The following is a 19,995-nucleotide window of genomic DNA, read 5'->3' as shown; positions in this document are numbered from 1 at the left end:
AAGGATAGGTAGGGATTCGAACCCTAGTAGATGGGATCTGCAGTCCCACGCATGACCTCTCTGCCACCTATCCGTGTTCTGGCAATTATTCAACAATATTTTATCCTTTCCACAAAAAGCGGCCATAACTAATGAAACACTATGTGAGGCCTATGGCCCGCTCATAATTTGCTATGACTTCATTTGCGACAGACCATATTGTTAGTTCCTGATCGAATATTGCATATTTTTCTTGCATATATGATATATCGCTGAGGAAGTCACCTTCAGAAAAACCACCAATCACGACAAGCATATCGGATTTGTCTACGATTTCTGAGGGTTTTTTCATTTCGCCTTTTGGATGTAAAAGTATCTTCCTATCAACATTTATGGAATTTATCAGATCCAGAAGATTCGAATCTTCAATTGAGAGCAGCTTTTTCCCGCTGTTCGTTATAATTTTTTTATCGAACAGATCCTCGAAGAGACCTATAAACCTATTATATGACTTGGGCATCCTAGTGATTGGACTTATCTTTATTACCTTGTTATTTCTCGTATGTATGTAAGTTCTCAGCTGATTCTTATGATTAAGTATGGATTCCTGCGCCATCTCCAGCAATAGGTATATTATGTCAGGCCTTCCCCTTCTCTTTGATTCGTTTGGAAAGTACCGGTCGATAGAGGTATGCATATAGTTGGAATCTAGTATTATCTTTTCTACCTTTTTGTTTCTTTTCTTGGCGAATCGCCTTATTGCTGGATCTTCTGTCATCTGTTCTGGAATGGTTTCCAGTTCGGCATCGGCGATGATCAGATGAAGCATAACATATGATGCTAACCTGTGATATTATGGTTCTCATCTTCCCTGAGACCGTGAGCTACCCATAAGCAGAATCTTCGAATCTTCCCTTTAACGAAGAGAGCTCTGCCCGTACGGTATATTCCATACAAGCACCGTATCATAAATCTCTAGGCGTATATTCGGATCGCATTTGTCCTATTCTTATAGATCGTCCAGAATTCATTATACTTTATCATTAGGCTTAGTCCCAGTATCTTCTGGTCGAAGAGATGATTTTACCACTTCCAGCAAACGCCTAACTCCACTGTAAAACTTACACTGAATGGAGCTAACAACATTAATATATCAATTGATACTTAATACATTATGATATCTATTAAATATATTCTGGACGCCAAATTATCCTCAAAGGATGCTATCAGATTTGAATTGCCTCACAGTGGAGGTAGGTGAAGTTGGAGAAATTAAAAAATGACTATGTTTTCGAAGGCACCGAAGGATCGGTTCAAAAAATCCTATCTATTATAGTGGAACTGGATAAGAGTGGGATAATTGATATATTATACAGGATGACCAAGGATGAGGAGGTTATAAACTCATTAAAGAAATTGCTATCAAGCGGTTTCCTTATGAATCTTATTGATAACTCAGAGGTTATAGCAAATTCTCTCACTACGATAGATCTCGGAATGTTTCCACATTATACAAATGCTATAAAGGCTGTAGAAAATGCAATAAAAACTGAAGATGTGGAACCTGTTGGCGGACTGAGCGGAATTCTTCAGAAAATAAAAGACGACGATACTCAGAGAGGTATAGGCATTGTACTATCACTACTTAAGAGTCTGGGAAAGACATGCTCTGAATCCGAAGGATGTCCATTTAAAGGGAAAGAATGAGGAGATTTAGTTACTATTTGTTATCTCCTCAGATCTTCCAATCTCTTTTCATATTCCTCTTTTGAAATTTCTCCTCTAGCATATCTTTCTTTTAGTATCTCTTCAGCTCGGTCGTCGTAATCGTGAATACCAGAAAATGCCCCGAAGAAGAGGTATATGAACAGCACTATCACGAGTATGGAGATTATGGCCATTATTGGCATGAATATATACATGCCATAATATGGATACCCCATCATACCATAACCAAACCCTCTGTATCCTACACCGTAATAGATTGTTGGAATCACGCTGAGGATCACAACTAGCGCTATCATAGCTATAAGCGCCCAAATCACAACACTAAGATGATTTTTCATATTAATCAATAGAATGAAATACCTGATAAACCTGACTTGAAATACATTTCAGAAATGTATTTTACCCAGAAGAAAAATCTCGTTCGTCATGCCGTATCTCCTTCTCTGTATGATACCTTTGTTTTCAAGCGCGTTAAGTATCCTTGAAACTGTTGCGGGAGAAAATCCAGAGTCCTTTACTATTTGATTCTGCATTGCACGACCTCCATATCTTTCAATAATTGCTATGATCGTCTTTTCATTGTCAGTTAGATCAGTTGAAATTATTCGCTCTTTATCATCCAATTGATTATGCTTTCCATAAATGCTTACGAATGATCTGATCGATAGAACAAGAATAATGCTGTTTATGCCAATGATAAGGCCGTAAAGTATCAGTGTGATACGATTTATTTTTATCCCATACATTATCGTGAACAGCATCACCGAAAACGTGGAGACCAGTATTATAAGTGAAACTAGAGATACCACTAGCATTGTAAATAGATACCTTACTATCCCGGAATCAGGGGTGAACTTATCCCTTTTTTTAGATTTTGTATCAGACATAATGATCCTGTTTCGTGCCCGCACGAATTTTCATCCATCTGCTATTATATCCTGCTTTCTCAATCATCAGTGAATCATGCCTTCTAATATATAAGTAGATAATTTATTAATAATTTCTTGAATGATCAGCATCTTGATGGTTACCTCCTAAAAACGGAAGATTCATCTTTTCCAGAAATGCGTTCTATGGTTTTCTCGTAGAGTCTTTTAGAATGAACGAAAAGGCTCTATCGTACTATTTCCCAAGAGAGCATCCTCTTTAATATATAAAGTACAGGAATTTTTAGGTCTGATGATTCTTGCTGAAAGCCAGATCCTATCTATTCTTGGAAGGTTGAGCGATTATTTTTCCAGGTATATTATCTTAACAGTCAAGTCAATCGATAGCTTCCAACAAGATCGATTAAGCGAATGCATCGTAATGCATCAAAATTTAAATAATGGAGGCAAATATTGAACTTGCTTTATGGGACCATTGTAACAGAATCGAGTAGGGAATGACTGGCCCGACTTTATGCCTGTGATGGTTGAAAGTATTGTGTGGTTCCGAAGGTGAGACCGCGCAGGAACTTCTCAGAGAACGATGAGAAGATGTCAAAAATGAAGGCGAAACGATATGGAGTCTAATAAGGATAATGCAGATAGATATGCAAGTGAGGCAAAGGATGCCATAAATTTTGGTGATTACGATAAGGCGATAAGCAATATTGAAAGGGCCATTAAAGCGAGCCCGAGGGATGTTTCATATCATCTCATAAAGGCTGACGCGCTCTATAAGAAGGGCGATTATGAGGGGGCACTTGACGCACTTAACTTCGCAGAGACACTTGATCGTAACAATCCAGAACTACATTCTCTGAAGAGCATATGCTATGGATCAATAGGAAAGTTTAAGGAATCGAAGGAGGAGGCCATAAAAGCCATAAAGGCCGACCCAAACTATCCTTTTGCATACTATAACAAGGCAAAATCTGAACAATACCTTGAGGAATATGAAGATGCAAAGAAAGATCTTCAAAAATATCTCGAGCTACAGCCAAACGACCCGGATGCGTATCTTGATCTTGCCGAAATGAGCTATAATGAGGGCGATTACAAAAAGGCTCTGCAGAATGTTAATACCGCTATAAAGAAGGATAAGGAGAACGTAGATGCCCATGATCTGAAGCTCAACATTCTGCTTGCCCAGAAAGATATAGAGAGCTATCTGAAAGAGCTGCTAGAGGCATTTAAAGATACTGAGGATTTCAAGTACATAGGCACACTTGTCGACACCCTAAAGAATGTTGGATCTTATGATACAGCCGAGGATATACTTAAAGAATTCATAAAGATCTATAAGGGGGAACCATTTTTATATGATGCTCTCGCAAGGGTATATTACGATGAAGACAGAAAGGATGATGCATATAAAATATACGAAGAACTGCTGAGCGCCAACGGCGACAGGGAGGCAAAGATATACTGGTTCGATTTTCTGCTTGATGATGGCTCCTTTGATCGGTTAATAGAGGAGATCAATAAGAGCGGGCTGAATGATGATGAGGTCCTTGAAATAAAATATCTTGCTGAGGATCAGAAGGGAGATCATCAGAGCGCCCTTGAAACGGCCAAGGAACTCATGAACCTTGATCGAAGCCCTTACAACATCAGCCTCTATGGATCACAATTGAGAAAACTCGGGAGACTTGATGAGTCCATTAAAGCGCTCTCAGAATATGAAAATGATCCAGATGTTTCGTATGAAATGTTCCTTTCTTATATGGACAAGGACCAGGCCAAGACCGCATCTAGATATCTGAAGAATTCAATAGAGAACAGCGAGGAAGATGAGGATATAATATCGAATGTTCTCGAAGGCGTATCTAAAATGATAGATAAATCAGATTTTCAGAGCGTTAACGATTTTCTTGATAGCCTGAATGATAAATCTGACGATATATCCATTCTTGTAGATACGATGCGCGCAATAAACTCCGGTGTATTTGAGAGCTATGAGAAGGGCAAGGAAAAACTTCTGAGAATTGATGAACATAAAGAGGAAGTGTGCGAATTTGCCAACAACATAGTTCAATTGACAGAGGGAAAAGCAAGATCTTTTCTGGAAAAATTCATAGAACAGAACTGCGATAGTGAGGATCAGGAAGATTGATCTCATTATCTAATATCCTTTTTTATATCGATATCATGACGTGGATAATGCACCAGATTGGTATATATCACCTATTGCTGGGATTATAAATTAGAGCCAGTGATCCCATCATTGAACTTTTTCGAAATCTGCTTTGGAAGATCATTTATATATCAAATCGATTGAAGAATGTGGAGATAAGGAAGATTATAGATCCGGATCAGATAGACGGCTTTCTGGAAGTTATCAAGTCTGCGTGGAGGGCTGATAACATTGATGGTGCATTCAGAGATACCATAGCTTCAATGCGTTATCATGGTGGGATACTTCTTGGTGCATTTGACGATGATGGAAAGATGGTTGGTATGTCATTCTCATATCCAGGATACAGAAACGGAAAGGTATATCTCTATTCTCACATGGCAGGAGTAGTAGAGGGGAAAAAATATTCGAATATAGGATACACTCTGAAGTTAAAACAGAAGGAACTGGCTACTTCAATGGGTTATGATCTGATAGCTTGGACTTTTGATCCATTCAATCCACTGAATGCCTATTTCAATATAACAAAGCTGGGTGCTATTTCGCGCACATACATAAGAAACTTCTATGGAAACATGAGTGACGGCATAAATCGCGGTATGCGCACTGACAGAGTGGTTGCAGAATGGTGGATTAAGAGTATGTTCGACAGAAAATGCAGCGAAATAGAGTTCGTTAATGATGAAATGGACTATATCAGCATAAAAATGCATGGTGATTCAGATTGCCTGGGGTTCTATGTTCCATCCAAGATTTCATTCTTCTTTGAGGAACAGTCCCTAGGGATCAAACTAAAGGAGAAGGCTTATGAAATTTTCAACGAACTTTTCAGAAATGGCTATTCAATAATAGGCTATGAAAAGGGGACATCGAACTATTTTGTTTTCAGGAAGATAGATCAGAATCTTCCGAAGGTCTTTGATCCAGCGGTGATCTAGACCATATAAGAGAACTGTTGGTTGGTCGTGACTCTAGAATGCTTTACTTTGAGGATCATCTATTCATCCGCAGTATGAATGAAATGTTAACTTGACTAATGACGAAATATTTTAAAAATGATTATATATAAAATAGAACTCGACAGATCAGAGCCAGCAACCATGAACATGAATTTTTAAACTCAATACATTCATTATGATATTTATTCGTATTTTACTTAATCTAGCCATTATCAATTGATATTCTTATTTTTTATATATAATGTTTCATCTAATAATAAATTATTTTTAAATAAATGAGGAAAATCGATGCACAATGGCAGATGTCAAAATTCTAATATTAGGTGGGAGGTTCGGTGGGCTACAGACAGCCTACGATCTCAAAAGATATCTGAAGAACAAAGCAGATATCAAGATAATAGAGAAGAATAGGTATGTCTATTTTCGTCCTGCACTTCCGCATGTAGGAATAGGGCTTGAACGTTCTGAGGATCTACGGATAGATCTCACGAAGGTTTTACCGGAGAGAGGCATAGAGTTCATACAGGGAACTGTCACGCGCATAGATCCTGAAAGAAACTTTGTGGAATACGCCAAGGAAGGGGGTGGAGGATACAAGGAAAAATATGATTTTCTAGTTGTAGCTCTTGGAGCGCACCTGGCCAGCGAGATGATAGCCGGATTCGACAAATACGGATCAAGCGTATGTGAGGCGGATCTCGCCGAGAACATGTGGAAGAAACTTAAGGATTTTAAGGGAGGAAATATAACTCTTGGATCTGCGAAATTCATCCAGGATACAAAGAACAGACCTACAAGTACGCCAGATAAGTATGCACCCATAGCCGATTCGGCCTGTGAAGGGCCGGTTTTCGAAATGTCGATCATGCTATATGATTACTTCAAATCAAAGAACATGCTGGATAAGGTCAAAATGACGGTATATTCACCAGGTGAATATCTGAGCGACTTATCACGAACAAGCCGTGCCACGGTAGCCTCAATGTATAAAGGAATGAACATAGAACTTATAGATAACTTTGTGGTGAAGGAGGTGACCGAAAAGGAGGTTATCAGTGAAGATGGTAGGAGACTGCCTTCGGATATAAGTTTCATATTGCCACCTTATACTGGGCAGAAAATCGTAAAGGATGCCAATCTGGGCGATGATGTTGGTTTCGTGCTTACAGGAACTGATATGAAGTCTGTGAAATACGATAATATCTATGCGGTGGGTGATGTAAATGCGCTTATCGTACCGAAGATGGCATTCCTTGCTGTAAAAGCTGCAAGAATAGCTGCTGCCAACATAGCCAACAGATTTGGATTGTCTGTGCCTGTAGAAGTATACGATCCGAAGATCGTATGCGTGGCTGATAGCCCGTATGGAAACTATGCCGTCGCAGTGACAGATTCAACCTTCTATGGTGGGAACATTTCTGAGGCCATACCTTCAGCCGCAAATCACTTGAAAAAGACGCTGTTCACAAGATATTTCCTGTGGAGTAAGGGAGATCTCGCTATGGATAAGTATCTAACAAGTTGGTGATCATATGTCGTTGTTGAGTCAGCTTGATAATTTGAGTAAGATTACGCCGGAAGATATAGAGGTAATGCAGAAATTTTCCAGAATAGCCCAAAAACTGGAAAAACTAGGGCTGCTGGATGTGCTGGAAGGCATTCTGGATGATGATAGAACCATAAGCGCCATAACATCCTTCCTCACCAGCGATACCATGCTTGAGATACTGGTCAACAGGGATAATATTGTAAAACTCATAGCCCTGCTTTCCAAAAACGAAACCTATGCCAATATCTCTGCGATCCTCGAAAAACTTAGCTAAAAATAATATTTTTATAATTTATTTCTTAAAAATAACACATAATATGGGCTATATAACATATTCATCGAGCGACTCCCCATATACTTTCCTTGAAATAATTCTTCAACGTTAGCCTCATATTGAGAGCGGACAGAAAAATGAAAAAGTAAATAAATGGGATATAGATTGCGTTAAAATCAGGTGTAAGAATGGCACGAATGCATACGAGGAAAAGAGGCAAATCAGGTTCAAAGAAGGTTTATGGTGTTCAACCAACCTGGATTCAATACAGTAAAGATGAGATCATAAACACAATTGTTAATCTGAAAAAATCGGGAGTTCCACCATCCGTGATCGGGATTAAACTGAGAGATCAGTATGGCATTCCGACCGTTAAAGCAGTACTCAACACTAAGCTTGGGAAAATACTCGCAGAAAAAGGCCTTAAGGACGAAGTACCGGAGGATCTAGCGAATCTAATAAAGAGATACAACAATGTGGCAAAGCATGTGGATCTGAATCCCAAGGACCAGGCCAATAAGAGGGGAAGAGATCTCATAATGGCCAAAATGCTCCGCCTTGTAAAATATTACAAGAGGACAGGAGTACTTGATGAAAAGTGGAACCTAAGTAAGGTTCTGAGATGATTGAAGATCTAATTCCAAAAGAATTATACGGTAAGTATGTGAAGGCCAGGGATATGATCCTTGGTTCCGATTTTTTGCGTGTTATCGTTCATTATGATGGGGATGGAACTAGTTCAGCCGTTATCTTAACAAATATGCTTAAGAGATTGAACAAGAAATTTCATCTCAGCTACATAAAGGAGCTGAACGAGGCTGGTTTCAGATCGTTCATAACCGATGACACTACAATCGTAGCTGATGCTGGATCCGACCAGCTCAGATTTATACCGGATAAGGAGAATATTATTGTCCTTGATCATCACTTCTATACCCAGGGAAGCTGGAAAGGCCTAAATATAAATGCTAGAGATTATGGAGTGGATGGCACCCATGAGGCCTGCGGATCGACCATGTCCTATATAATGGCGCTTGTGGTTGACGAGAATAATTCTGACCTCTTCCCCTTCTTCATGAGTGGCCTAATAGCAGACAAACAGGATCTTGGAGGGATTACCGGCCTTAACCAGAAACTTGTCGAGGCCTATGGTACAAAATTCAGGAAGGAACGCACTCTTAACCTGGAGGGATCCTCCATAAGGGATTCACTAACATACTCCACAGATCCTTTTTTCAAGGACATCACTGGTTTTCCTGATAATGCTGAAACCTTTCTAAGATCCATCGGGATAAATCCTGAAAAGAAACCGCAGGATCTCTCGGAGGATGAAAAACGCTTGTTAGCCAATGCACTTGGTTTGAAATTGCTTAAACAAAAAGCCGGTTTTGAAGCTCTATCATACATAGAGGGTGACATTTATTATTTTGATTCTGGATATTCATCAAAACAGCTTGCTTCCATAATTGACGGCAATGGTAAAATGGGTAAAAACTCGGTACCTGTTGCATATTTTCTGGGCTTTCCGGAGTTCAAGCAGGAGATGGAAACAAACTGGAAAATGTTCAAGACTAAAATAATTGATTATGCATACAGATCTATAGCAGAAATGTTCAATACCACACATATCTCGTACTTCTATGCCCCCGAGTCAGAGATGGCTGGAGCAATCTCAGGCATAATAATGCTTTACCTGGCAGATCAATCAAAACCGGTGATCGGGTTCAGCGTAGGAAAGGACGACACAAAAGTATCATCTCGTGGTACAAGAAAGCTCGTCGCCAAAGGCCTAAATCTTTCAGTGGTAATGCGCGAAGCTGCTTCAGCAGTAGGTGGATCGGGTGGCGGGCATGATATAGCAGCAGGCGCAGTGATTCCAAAGGGAAAAGAGATACAGTTCTTAGAGGTTGCTGAGAAGATCGTGGAATCACAGATAGGAAAAATAGCTGCGAAGGCCAGGTAAAATATTATTCTTCATAATTTATATATAAATTTTACCGAAAAAAATTTAAATGATGATTCGATAGTTATATGAATGCCAAGAGTTGGGATAATAACATCTGACTTCAAATTCTACCATGATGTTATAAATGAACTTAAATCTTGGAAAATACCGTTTGTAAGCTTGGATCTGAAGGATGGAATTCCAGACGATGTTGTTGTGATCTTAAGTTCAATCAGGGACGATATTGATCTACCTGGTCAGGTGAAAGCTCAGGATGGTATTGATGGAATAAGAAGGGCTATACCCAGACTTCTCAATAAGACCATGTTTAAGGATCTGATCATCGGTATTGATCCTGGCCCAAAACCTGGTATTGCAGTGTTCGGTGATGATGTTCTGTTGGAGGCCTTCGAGTGCCCAACAGTATTTTCGGTCAGAAATTTTGTTGACTCAATAAGTATGAGCTATAGCTATGAAAATATAATGATCAAGATAGGAAATGGCGATAAGCCAAATCGAGAGATCATAATGAGCAGACTATCAGATGTGGATATCGCCATAGAGATAGTGAACGAAAAAAACACCAGCACGCCACACAAGATCCATGATAATGCACTTTCTGCCGCCAGAATAGCACAGATAAACGGTCTTTATCCCACAAAGAAAATCCCCATAAAATTCAGCAGAAAAAATGTATACGAAAAGGAGTTCACAACGTTGAGAAATGTAATAGAAAACAAAAACGTGTTGGATAGACATGAAAACAGTAATACCCAGACCTGATCAAAGATCATAAAAAGGGAAGTTATATCTGAGGAATACCATTGTTTTCGTATCAAGTAAATGATTATATCACATATTTGTTAATATTTTGTTGTGTATACCTTTTCTTATTTCTTTGATCTTTTCCATTTGGGCTGATTGCGTCCTCTGTTCGATCCGAGGACCATTATCACCATAAATATCAATACGACGCCAAATACATAGAATATCCAGTCATAGTTCGGCGGGGTTCCGTAGTAAAATTTTGTAGTTATGGAGTTTGCATTCCCATCTATTTTGATGTTGGCGTTGTTCAAGGTGACCGTAAGCGTATGTGATCCATGACCAAGATTGGGATTAACGTATGTGACGTTAACCTCCACAGTTGATCCTGGCATTATTTTCGGCACCGTCTTTTGAATTACGGGGACGCCATCCACATAAAACGTTGCCGTAACATTGTAAACTGGATATGCGGATGGATTACTCAGAGATACATGGAAATAGATAGGTGAAACAACCGAGATCGTTATCATCTCTGAATAATTCTCCTGGATGCCATCGAAATCAGCAGATGTTACTATGTAGAGATAAAGTGTCTGTGGAACATCTGGAGCCGTTATACTGGCAGTGTAATTATATTTTGATGGGTAATACTGATGTATAGTGTTGGTTGGGCTTATTCCAGTAAGATTCGTACCAGCTATATAAATCGTGTAATTATAATTGCTGAATCCAGCTGTACTTGTTATTGTTATATTGAACTGCTGGCCTGTGCCGACATACGATGGGAAACTCACCTGACTCGAGTAGAACGGCGCGGTCTGTGCATTGGCCGCAGTTCCTGCCATTCCGATCATAAGAAGTGCGATCACTGCCACAAAGATTATCGATTTGTTCATTTCCTGCGCCTCCCCCTGTATGCTGATACACTTAGACCAACTATGACGGTCACAGCGATCAAACTCAAGCCGATTATGAGGCTAAGATATGGATTCGATGTATAATTGCTTATTACTCCATTGCCACTCGCAACTACGCTTGCCTTTGAGAGCTGTGGATAACTGGCATTCAGCGTTAAACTATACGTAGTATTATAACCACTGACCACAACCTTAACTGAAACCTGCGGTGCCGGAGTGCTCGTTGTGGGTATAAGAGTTATATTCACCGATCTGGAGCTGTATGCAGGTATAGTAACATTGTATGGATACTTAACAGAATAATCTAGCAGCGAAAGATTGTTTATCTCAGCCGCAGATATATTAAGATTTACCGTTATGTTCGCATTGCCGGTATTGTTTATTATAACTGGTAATTCAAGATAAGTCCCATTCACTGAACTTATTCCGGCAGAGACATCGAAAGCAACAATAGATGGAAAGTTTGCGTAAAGATATTTGGTAGTATTACCGCCATTATAGGTTATATTCACTGGGATGCTTATTTGCCCGGAGTTCATCATCTTTAGTGGAGTTATGTTTGCGGTTACATTATCTTCCTGTCCCGGGATCAACATCAACTTTCCATCGCTTATGTTCTTACCGAAGAATATCATGCGAAACTCACTCAGATTACCGGATGAAAGCGTTATATTTACGATTGAATTCCCAGTATTCATAATTGTGAAGTTATAGCTCAAAGGATAGTAGATAATCGTTCCATTTTTGATAATATATTTAAAGGTCTTTATCTTGGAAATTTGAGTTATAGAGAATGAAAAGACCTTCTCTTTGACCAAATTAAGGTTCACATATGTTTGACCTTTTACGTATACGGTGGAAGAGCTGGCGAATGTTATGCTAACCGTCTCTGATGGGAAACTTTCGCTACTGCTTATCTGTGAAGAAAAGGTATAATTCCCTATCGGCAGATAGATGTATCCGATCGAGCTGTTTACATTTATGTTAGCATTTCCAGAAGAAATTGAGACGTTCAAGGGCTCCTGTACTCCATCTACAGCCGTCAACATGAAGACTTTGTAGGAGTCGGTCATGCTTGCGTTGAATGTCTTTGACCTTTCAAATGGGCTTATGGATAATGAACCGAAGTAACCAGTACTGTACGTGCGACTCAATGCATATACGGTATAATCTCTCGTAGGAACCTTGAAATATGCTATGCCCGTACCGTTTGCATTGGCTCCGGAGTAAAAAGAACCATTATAATACAGGTAAACTGTGGAATATGGATGATCTGTATCTATCCTCAAATTGGTCATGACCTGGACAAGCGTGACATTTATTGTTTCATTGGTGTTTGCATTTAACGTTACATTTGAATATCCTGTTGCATAGAAGGATCCAGTGTAATTGGAAAGAGCACCAGAGAATGTTATATGGTAACTCCCTGCCGGTAAGACCAGACTGGATAGGCCTGATATCTTGTATCCATTCCCTGAAACAGTATAATTGCCGAAAATGCCAAGGTCATTGCTGAGGTTTAGGTAGAAGCCAGATGCCGTAGTTATATTGTTTATCTGAATGTTCCTCGTCACGTTAAACATAGAGAGATGGTAGCTTGAACCTGAAATATAATATTCCTCGTATGTTCCAACAGGAATAATTCCTAACATAACACGCGAACCAGTTTGACTGAACAGATACAGGTTGCTTAGATTGCTAGATACATTGGCTAATATCTGAACAGGTAGCTTTATCGTCCTTGATGCAGCTATTGGACGATCATTATATTTTATGATGTTTGTAGCATTGTGAATCGTTATTGTGTATATTCCTGGTAGAACGGATCCAACTATGACGCCATTGATCAGTGAAAGGTTATAATCGTACTCTCCTCTAAGATCTACATAACCGTTGAACACCGCTGGAATAGATGAATTGTATAGCGTTATATCAATTGGAATGTTAATTGGAGTCATACCGAGGGTCATGGCGGGTGCCAGATTTGTGACGGTGTAATTTTCAAAGTATGGAGATATCACCTTTATTGACGGGCTCCCGGTATTGGATGCATAAACTATATCAGTATATCCTGAAGGCGTAATTGGCACAGCTTCAATAGGGGTCCTGTATGAGTAAAGAACGATATAACCATTCCTTATAGAAGAATTTGAATCGTAAGATGGGCTAACACCGGAGTTATATAAAACTATACCGGTTAATGTTGAGTTGACAAGATGCATCTGATAAGCGAGGTTGCGCGTCAATGGGACTTTAATATTTGCCGAATAGCTCTGACCGGCCACAACACTCGATGAATATATGGAATAATATCCATCGGGTAGACTGATATTAAACTCAGAGCTGCCACTGTACTGGTAATATATGAAAGAGTTGCCAGTAACTATGGAATAGTATCCAGAGCTCAAAGATATGTTGGTGACATTTGATTCCAGGGAAATCAAGCTGGACGGATATCCAGAGATGTTCAATTTTGTATCGGTTGTAAATGTATACGTTCCAAGGAACGCATATCCATCTCCGTAACCGTATACGGTGTATGATCCGGACGGTATGGATACTGCATAACTGCCATTGCTTATATCAACAGACGTAGTTACATTTCCATAGTTTCCGTCTGAAAGAAACTTGAGCGTTGAAATATTAGAGGCAATACCACTGACATGAACGACAGGATACGCGTTGGCTGATATGTTAATGAATTCGTTCCAGCCGGAAAGCGACTCAAAAATCGTGTCGGTTGTTGAATTCTGATCCATGGCATTTATCTCATAGTTGCCAGAGGGAAGATATATCAGATAATGGCCATTTTCTGCGGATACTTCATTATAAGGAGCACCGTTAACGTAAATCGTGAGACCATTTATGGGCGTATTACCTACCAGAACGGTCAGATTCACTGTATTCATTGGAACGTATGCGTTGTATACGTAAGACCCTCCTACAGTTGTATTCGCTATAGTAATGTTTCCATAATATTTTCCATCAATTATTGCGGATACAGAATAATCATAAGGAGGTATACTATTAAATTCATACTGACCGTTAACAACGTTTTTGCTAATCGTATAGTTGTATGTCGAGTTGTGAAGGATCACAGTTCCAGTATTAACATGAACGGTTGATGTTCGATTGTACGACGTCCTGTAAGTATATCCCAGGTTACCACTTATTGTTGTGTTCTTTATCACAAAATTGTGTATAATATAATAATCTGGCAAACCACTTGTCAAATTGACCGATGTTGAGATATGCTCTGCCTGCGCATCTGATATATGAACCTTCCAGTATGAGATAACATTAGATCCTATGAGTGTGAGTGGATCCAACGTACCAGTGCTTATAACAACTGTATCATTTCCTGGAAGACCTATTAAATTGTAATACCCAGTTGAATTAGTGATTACACGTTCATGGGGTATACCATACTGATCGAATATAGTGACGTAAACCCCGCCAACACCAGAACCAGATTCTGTGGTAACTCTACCGTTTATATATGCACCTGGATAATAGGCAACGATCGGATCTGCACCATTATATATTTCGGACAGCGGTGGCAGAAGCTGAGCCTTTCCCTTACCTTCAGATGTAAGGGTATACGCTTCCTGGATCGGTACTATCTTCCATGCGTTTGGATGAGCAGTTGTATTGTTATATGGATTGTAAGGAACACCAAGGTATACAAGCTCGAAGTTGCTCATATTCCAGGCAGGCATTATCTCGTACTGTCCAACCCCATACGAAATTCCAGGAATACCGTTGGACTGCCCCACCGCTGAAGGCGGATATCCGACCAGAAATCTGTATATTGATGTGTTATAGAATGCTGGGGTATACGTTATGTTAAACCCAACAGGCGTAAGATCTGTCGGTAACTGGTTGAGCGGATATGTACCCTGATCAGTGGATGCGTAGATCTGATAATATGTGTATGGAACTATCTCTCCATCATAGGTATATGTCGCCTGATCTGTAAGGTATGCTGGTGCATAAAAGATACCCGGGTTATCACCAGAGAATGGGAAAAGATTGTGATCGATCTGGATATACTGAATTGAATAACCTGTAACATCTTCAAGGGCAGCATAAAGATCGCTGAGTGTATTGAGACTAAATGTACTGGCAAGATATCCCCTAAGGAATCCATAGTAGATATTGTCTGGTGTTGAAGAATTAATGAAATTTCCATAGATGCTTGTGTTCGAAAGTACGGTGGAGGTAAAGGACGCCGGATCAACATATGATTTATATACAATCTGGGCAGCTTTTGATCCCAAATATTGTGTGATCGTCGAGTTTATTGGGGCAAAATTGTGGTAATTAGCTTCATAGCCTTTTATCAATCTTGCTATCATCACGCCAAGTATCTGACTCTGATTTCCAGATAGCAGTATCTGACCAGCTGGAACGTAACCCTGCTGGAAGTCATCCGCCACCGTTGGATGCTGTCCTTCTAGAACTTCCTGGAAACCATAATCCCACCAGTTAACGTACGCTGGCCTCTCATCTATAGGAACATTGGTGTTCTGCGTAGATAGCCATGCGAAGGACTGAGCCAGCGGCTGAGATGAATTGGCTATGTAGAAACCTGATGAACCGAAGTATTGGGCGTTGCTCGAATTGTTAGCCCTGAGGAAAGGTGGAAGCTCATGATAGATTTGGGAATTTATTGTTGAGGCACTGTTTTCAGGTATCGCGGCATTCACCATGCCGATACCGGAAGGTATTATAAGCACCAATACCAGTATTATTGCGAAGCTTGCATGAACCCAGTTTATATTTCCCTTCAGCGTCTTCTTCAGCGTAGAGCTTCCAATGTTTCTCTTTCTGACCTCTGTTAGCTTGGCCATGTCTATGAAATAGATCAATACGGCGCCACCTAGAATCCCATAAGCTGGAGCTGCAGTAATATTGAACCTTGCTGCTTCGAAGCTCATATAAATTGAGACCAGAGAGAAGACTAGAATAAACATAAGTATGTCGGTTTTTTCTTTCACGTATTTGTACAATACATAGACTATTCCGCTCATTCCAAATATGAACTGAGCCACACCGAAACTATTTATATATTCACCAAGCGGTAGCGGAGCTGCCTCTGCTATCGTGGTATAGACCCTCGTTTTGATGAAATAACCTTCTCCAGATATGAGCGTGTGCATAGTGGTTGGTTCCAATTTGAGTAAGACGAAGAAACCACCCAGAGAAACGGCTATGGTCAACGGAACTGTTATCACCCATGGTTTCCTGCCAATTATATTTATTAGGATAAGGAATGCGATACCAAGTACCGCCATCTGCACCTCTGGGGTATACCAGCCAGATATAAGCCCTGAACCGTAGTAGTAGTAAGCGCCCATCAGAAAACCAAGAAACATAGACAGTGTCGTTATATAGGTAAGATAGCCCGTAGGCTTTCTTGTGAGAAGATTTATCACAGACTGAACGACTACATATATAAGTATGATTACCTGAATGTAGGCATAACCCTGCCAGGAGAGCATCAGCCCCCCCAGAGCAGCTCCAGACAGGAGGGCATAGATAGTAGCTTTCTTATTCTTGGAATAGTAGGAAATTATGGACGGCAAATATGACTTTACATCCGATAGTTTATTTATAAATAGGCCTTTCTTGGCATTTTTTATCGCCATCTCAAAGAAGTATATGGCCAGGAATGCGAATAGGAGCTCTGGAGTGTGCATTCTACCATCGGTCAATATACCGGCAGATAGGTTTCCTGGCATAAGTGCATACAGGAATGCTGCTATTATACCTGCCTTTTTACCGAAGGCCTCCTTTGCCATCAAATAAACTGGTATTATAAGAAGCGCCCCGAATACCGCATCGAACTCGGCGAATGCGTAATATGCAGCCTTATATACACCAAATATAGGTGAAAGTATAGTGGCTACAAACGCTATCATCCAGTGAAAGAATGGTGGTCTCGGATTTCCTGCCCCAATAGGATAATTGAGGAACAATTCATGCAATAACTGAGTGTGGTATGTTAATATATATTGAATAATATAATAATTGAAATACGGATCACTGCCACCCGAATTATTGAGAAACGGGTAGTCAAAAGCCTGCGACCAAGAAAAGAAGTTGGCCATAAAGAGATAGAAAACAAAGATTATACCCAGTATTATCTCTGTTTCGTATCTCTTGAATATCAATGTAAGATCGAATTTGTTTTCGTTTCTCTCTACAGTTTCAAACATACAGCGAAACCTCTAATCAAATCTCTATATAAAAAACTGATCGATTGGGTTAGAATTGGTCTTACAGGATGAATAAATAATTGTTATGAATTCACTCAACCATTGATGCAAGTTAAACTATATCTTGATGGATATCAGTACCGTATATTAAGACCAGATGTTGAGGGGAGATATGGTAAGGCTGACGTCTCTCTCCATAGTGAAGGCGGGAGTTTTTACATTTATATAGAAGCACCTGATACAGGATCGCTGAGAACTTCATTGTCCTCAATTGCGAGACTATTTCATGTGATAGATAGGATGGAGGGATTAATTAATGGTTGAACCAAATATAAGTGCATACTTGCAGAATCAATTACGCCAGGCCCAGGAGCTTGAAGAAAATATAGAAAAACTAGCAACACAGAGATATCAACTTGATCTAAGTCTTAAGGAGATGCAGAAGACGCTTGACGAATTGAATAAACTCGATGAAAGTACTCCAATATATCGCACCGTGGGATCTATTTTATACAGAGTGCAGGATAAGAAAAAGCTGGTAGATGAATTGGATGAGCAGATAGAACTGGCAAAGATAAGAATAAGTACACTCGAGAAACAGCAGAAATCACTTGAAGAAAAATACAAGGAACTACAGAATGCAATAAGGGATAGATATAATCAGGAGAATAAGAAAGGTGCCACAAATTGATAGATTTCCTGGATGTCCAGAAGGAGCTCCCATCCATTGGTGTGAGGATCAATAGGGTTGGGGTAAAGAAGATAAATTTTCCCCTGAAACTCGGCGAGGATTTCGCTTTCTTAGTTATCGATCTATTTGTTGATATCCCTGAAACAAGAAAAGGCGCTGACATGTCCAGAGCAGTGGAATCCATCCACAAGATCCTTAATAGCTGGTCAGATAGCGAAAGAATAGGAGAAATAGGTATTGCCATATGTGATGAAGCCCTCTCAAGGTTCAACTATTCAGAAAAATCAGAGAGTTACATTGAAATAAACTATTTCAAAAGGGAAAAGGATAGATACCTTGAATATAAAATATATTTACATTCAATTAAAAATCGTCTTAATACCCTAAAAAACGAAATTGGGATGTCCTATGTTACGATGACGGCCTGCCCATGCGCCATGGAAACCACAAGAGCATTGATCAGTAAGGATAATCCGGAACTATCGGATTATCTGATATCTATTCCAACCGTTACTCATAATCAGAGAAATATTATAAAATTATTTGTTGAAAACAAAGGGAACAATATCTCTGTATGGCAACTTGCAAGCATAATAGAAAATGTTCAGGGTAGACCGCTCGATTCGCTTCTTAAAAGGATTGATGAGGGAAATCTTGTCTATAGGGCTCATAAGAATCCAAGATTTGTTGAAGATGTCGTACGTGAAATAGCCTATGTGGCTGCCAATTCTCTGGCAATTCCAGACGAAGCGAAGATAAGAGTATCATCCGAAAGTGATGAGAGCATACACCCACATAATGCGTTCGCAGAACTAGAACTGAGCGCGGGTGAACTTAGAAGGATCTCCAGAAAATAATCAAATTGCCATGCCCAAGAAAATTTCATCTTTACATTTTTTCTCCAATCAGATCCATTATCTTTTTTCTCACCAATGACGAGCTGTTGAGATCTCCATCATATTTCGAGATGCGAACTATGCGTGCTTCCACTCCAACTTTTTGCAGCTGCCTGTTAAGTTCTACTTCATCAAATTTTTGATCGTACCCTAGAGTTATTATATCCGGTCTGACTTCGAGTACTGTTTTCATCATATCGTCTTCATGACCAAGGATCGCATAATCAACTGGTTTAAGTTCGGATACAAGCTTTAATCTGGAGTTTTCGTCAAAAATAGGCGACTTACCATTCTTTTTCGCAGTCTTATCCCTTGCCACTACCACAACCAGCATATCTCCCAGTTTCTTTGATTCCTTCAGATAATGAATATGACCAAGATGTATGATGTCGAAAACGCCGGTTGCCATTACCTTAATCATCAGCGCCCTATTTTAAGATTGTAAATAAAGATTTCACCACCCGTCATATATTCACTTCTAAAGATCTAATCTTGATATGATGAAATACTCCTATATCCAGAGAGGTTATTCCCACAGTAATGATAATCAGACGCTACAGAAGATCAGACCTCGATAATATAGCAGTGCTGGAAAAGAGGGCTTTCACTGTCGGCCCATATTCCAAACGTTATCTCAAAACTGTGCTGGAGTATCCTGGATCGATAAGCATGGTGGCGCAGATAAACTCCTCGATATGTGGTTATCTGGTAGCACTGCCACTGGATGAAAGATCCATAGATATAGAGAGCATAGCAACAGATCCTGACTGCAGGGGCCTGGGCATAGCAAAGCGTATGATTTCCATGCTTATAAATTGGGCTTGCAATGAATATGAAAACATAATTCTCGAAGTGAGGGACAAAAATACTGAGGCCATATCGCTGTATCTGAAAATGGGATTCGAAATCATAGAATTTCTCAATGGATATTATCATGAATCCTATAGAGGATCAAAAAATGCTTATCGTATGAAAAGAAATTGTAAAGAAAAGACTGCTTGATCCATG

Annotated in this window: 18 protein-coding genes and 1 tRNA gene; 12 read left to right on the top strand and 7 right to left on the bottom strand. The window is 39.7% G+C overall.

The window, feature by feature from the left end:
* Position 1: 1 nt before the first annotated feature.
* Together Q0C15_RS02135 and Q0C15_RS02130 are read right to left on the bottom strand one after the other, a co-directional pair.
* Positions 2 to 73 (bottom strand) — tRNA-Cys (locus tag Q0C15_RS02135).
* A gap of 66 nt (positions 74 to 139) precedes the next feature.
* Positions 140 to 808 (bottom strand): 16S rRNA (pseudouridine(914)-N(1))-methyltransferase Nep1, encoded by a 669-nt coding sequence (locus Q0C15_RS02130; protein ID WP_297215522.1) that lies wholly within the window; start codon positions 806 to 808, stop codon positions 140 to 142.
* A 428-nt stretch (positions 809 to 1,236) separates the two neighbouring features.
* On the opposite strand from Q0C15_RS02130, the gene Q0C15_RS02125 reads away from it, so the two are divergent.
* Positions 1,237 to 1,686, top strand: a complete 450-nt coding sequence (locus Q0C15_RS02125; protein ID WP_297215520.1) for a DUF1641 domain-containing protein — start codon at positions 1,237 to 1,239, stop codon at positions 1,684 to 1,686.
* Between the two features lie 20 nt (positions 1,687 to 1,706).
* Here Q0C15_RS02125 and Q0C15_RS02120 read toward each other — a convergent pair whose 3' ends face one another.
* Entirely contained in the window at positions 1,707 to 2,045 is a 339-nt protein-coding gene (locus Q0C15_RS02120) for an SHOCT domain-containing protein (RefSeq protein WP_297215517.1), read from the bottom strand.
* A gap of 48 nt (positions 2,046 to 2,093) precedes the next feature.
* Positions 2,094 to 2,594, bottom strand: a complete 501-nt coding sequence (locus Q0C15_RS02115; protein WP_297215515.1) for a MarR family transcriptional regulator — start codon at positions 2,592 to 2,594, stop codon at positions 2,094 to 2,096.
* A 616-nt stretch (positions 2,595 to 3,210) separates the two neighbouring features.
* On the opposite strand from Q0C15_RS02115, the gene Q0C15_RS02110 reads away from it, so the two are divergent.
* From Q0C15_RS02110 to Q0C15_RS02080, 7 genes are all read left to right on the top strand, one after another.
* Positions 3,211 to 4,746, top strand: coding sequence for a tetratricopeptide repeat protein (locus Q0C15_RS02110; RefSeq protein ID WP_297215512.1), 1,536 nt, complete (start codon positions 3,211 to 3,213; stop codon positions 4,744 to 4,746).
* A gap of 170 nt (positions 4,747 to 4,916) precedes the next feature.
* Positions 4,917 to 5,705 carry a hypothetical protein gene (locus Q0C15_RS02105; RefSeq protein ID WP_297215509.1) on the top strand — a complete coding sequence of 263 codons (789 nt, stop codon included), beginning with the start codon at positions 4,917 to 4,919 and terminating at the stop codon, positions 5,703 to 5,705.
* Between the two features lie 316 nt (positions 5,706 to 6,021).
* Positions 6,022 to 7,254, top strand: coding sequence for an FAD/NAD(P)-binding oxidoreductase (locus Q0C15_RS02100; protein ID WP_297215507.1), 1,233 nt, complete (start codon positions 6,022 to 6,024; stop codon positions 7,252 to 7,254).
* A gap of 4 nt (positions 7,255 to 7,258) precedes the next feature.
* Positions 7,259 to 7,549, top strand: coding sequence for a hypothetical protein (locus Q0C15_RS02095; protein WP_297215504.1), 291 nt, complete (start codon positions 7,259 to 7,261; stop codon positions 7,547 to 7,549).
* Between the two features lie 188 nt (positions 7,550 to 7,737).
* Entirely contained in the window at positions 7,738 to 8,175 is a 438-nt protein-coding gene (locus Q0C15_RS02090; RefSeq protein ID WP_297215500.1) for a 30S ribosomal protein S15, read from the top strand.
* Positions 8,172 to 9,512: a DHH family phosphoesterase gene (locus tag Q0C15_RS02085; protein ID WP_297215497.1), complete on the top strand. Its 1,341-nt coding sequence runs from the start codon at positions 8,172 to 8,174 to the stop codon at positions 9,510 to 9,512. Before Q0C15_RS02090 ends, Q0C15_RS02085 begins: the two co-directional genes overlap by 4 nt.
* A gap of 72 nt (positions 9,513 to 9,584) precedes the next feature.
* Positions 9,585 to 10,277: a hypothetical protein gene (locus tag Q0C15_RS02080; RefSeq protein WP_297215494.1), complete on the top strand. Its 693-nt coding sequence runs from the start codon at positions 9,585 to 9,587 to the stop codon at positions 10,275 to 10,277.
* A 107-nt stretch (positions 10,278 to 10,384) separates the two neighbouring features.
* On the opposite strand, the gene Q0C15_RS02075 is transcribed toward Q0C15_RS02080, so the two are convergent.
* Positions 10,385 to 11,158, bottom strand: coding sequence for a CARDB domain-containing protein (locus Q0C15_RS02075; RefSeq protein WP_297215491.1), 774 nt, complete (start codon positions 11,156 to 11,158; stop codon positions 10,385 to 10,387).
* Positions 11,155 to 17,400, bottom strand: a complete 6,246-nt coding sequence (locus tag Q0C15_RS02070) for a glycosyltransferase family 39 protein (protein WP_297215488.1) — start codon at positions 17,398 to 17,400, stop codon at positions 11,155 to 11,157. Before Q0C15_RS02070 ends, Q0C15_RS02075 begins: the two co-directional genes overlap by 4 nt.
* A gap of 105 nt (positions 17,401 to 17,505) precedes the next feature.
* Here Q0C15_RS02070 and Q0C15_RS02065 point away from each other — a divergent pair, with 105 nt between their 5' ends.
* The 3 genes from Q0C15_RS02065 to mptA are packed head-to-tail and all read left to right on the top strand — an operon-like array spanning position 17,506 to position 18,948.
* The gene (locus Q0C15_RS02065; protein WP_110642119.1) at positions 17,506 to 17,724 is read left to right on the top strand and encodes a KEOPS complex subunit Pcc1; all 219 of its coding nucleotides are present in this window, start codon (positions 17,506 to 17,508) and stop codon (positions 17,722 to 17,724) included.
* Positions 17,717 to 18,091: a prefoldin subunit beta gene (locus Q0C15_RS02060; protein ID WP_110642121.1), complete on the top strand. Its 375-nt coding sequence runs from the start codon at positions 17,717 to 17,719 to the stop codon at positions 18,089 to 18,091. The genes Q0C15_RS02065 and Q0C15_RS02060 overlap by 8 nt, the downstream gene beginning before the upstream one ends.
* A complete protein-coding gene (gene mptA, locus Q0C15_RS02055) occupies positions 18,088 to 18,948 on the top strand; it encodes a GTP cyclohydrolase MptA (RefSeq protein ID WP_297215482.1) in 861 nt (286 codons plus the stop codon). The genes Q0C15_RS02060 and mptA overlap by 4 nt, the downstream gene beginning before the upstream one ends.
* 31 nt (positions 18,949 to 18,979) lie before the next feature.
* Here mptA and Q0C15_RS02050 read toward each other — a convergent pair whose 3' ends face one another.
* Positions 18,980 to 19,408: an FAD synthase gene (locus Q0C15_RS02050; RefSeq protein ID WP_297215480.1), complete on the bottom strand. Its 429-nt coding sequence runs from the start codon at positions 19,406 to 19,408 to the stop codon at positions 18,980 to 18,982.
* 119 nt (positions 19,409 to 19,527) lie between these two features.
* Between Q0C15_RS02050 and Q0C15_RS02045 the strand changes: the two genes are divergently transcribed.
* On the top strand, positions 19,528 to 19,989 hold the full coding sequence (locus Q0C15_RS02045) for an N-acetyltransferase (RefSeq protein ID WP_297215479.1): 462 nt from the start codon (positions 19,528 to 19,530) through the stop codon (positions 19,987 to 19,989).
* Positions 19,990 to 19,995 lie beyond the last annotated feature (6 nt).

The sequence above is a fragment of the Thermoplasma sp. genome, assembly GCF_023256435.1.
Taxonomy (GTDB): domain Archaea; phylum Thermoplasmatota; class Thermoplasmata; order Thermoplasmatales; family Thermoplasmataceae; genus Thermoplasma.
The sequence above is the reverse complement of the archived record's forward strand: the minus strand, read 5'-3'. Positions and strand labels throughout refer to the sequence as shown.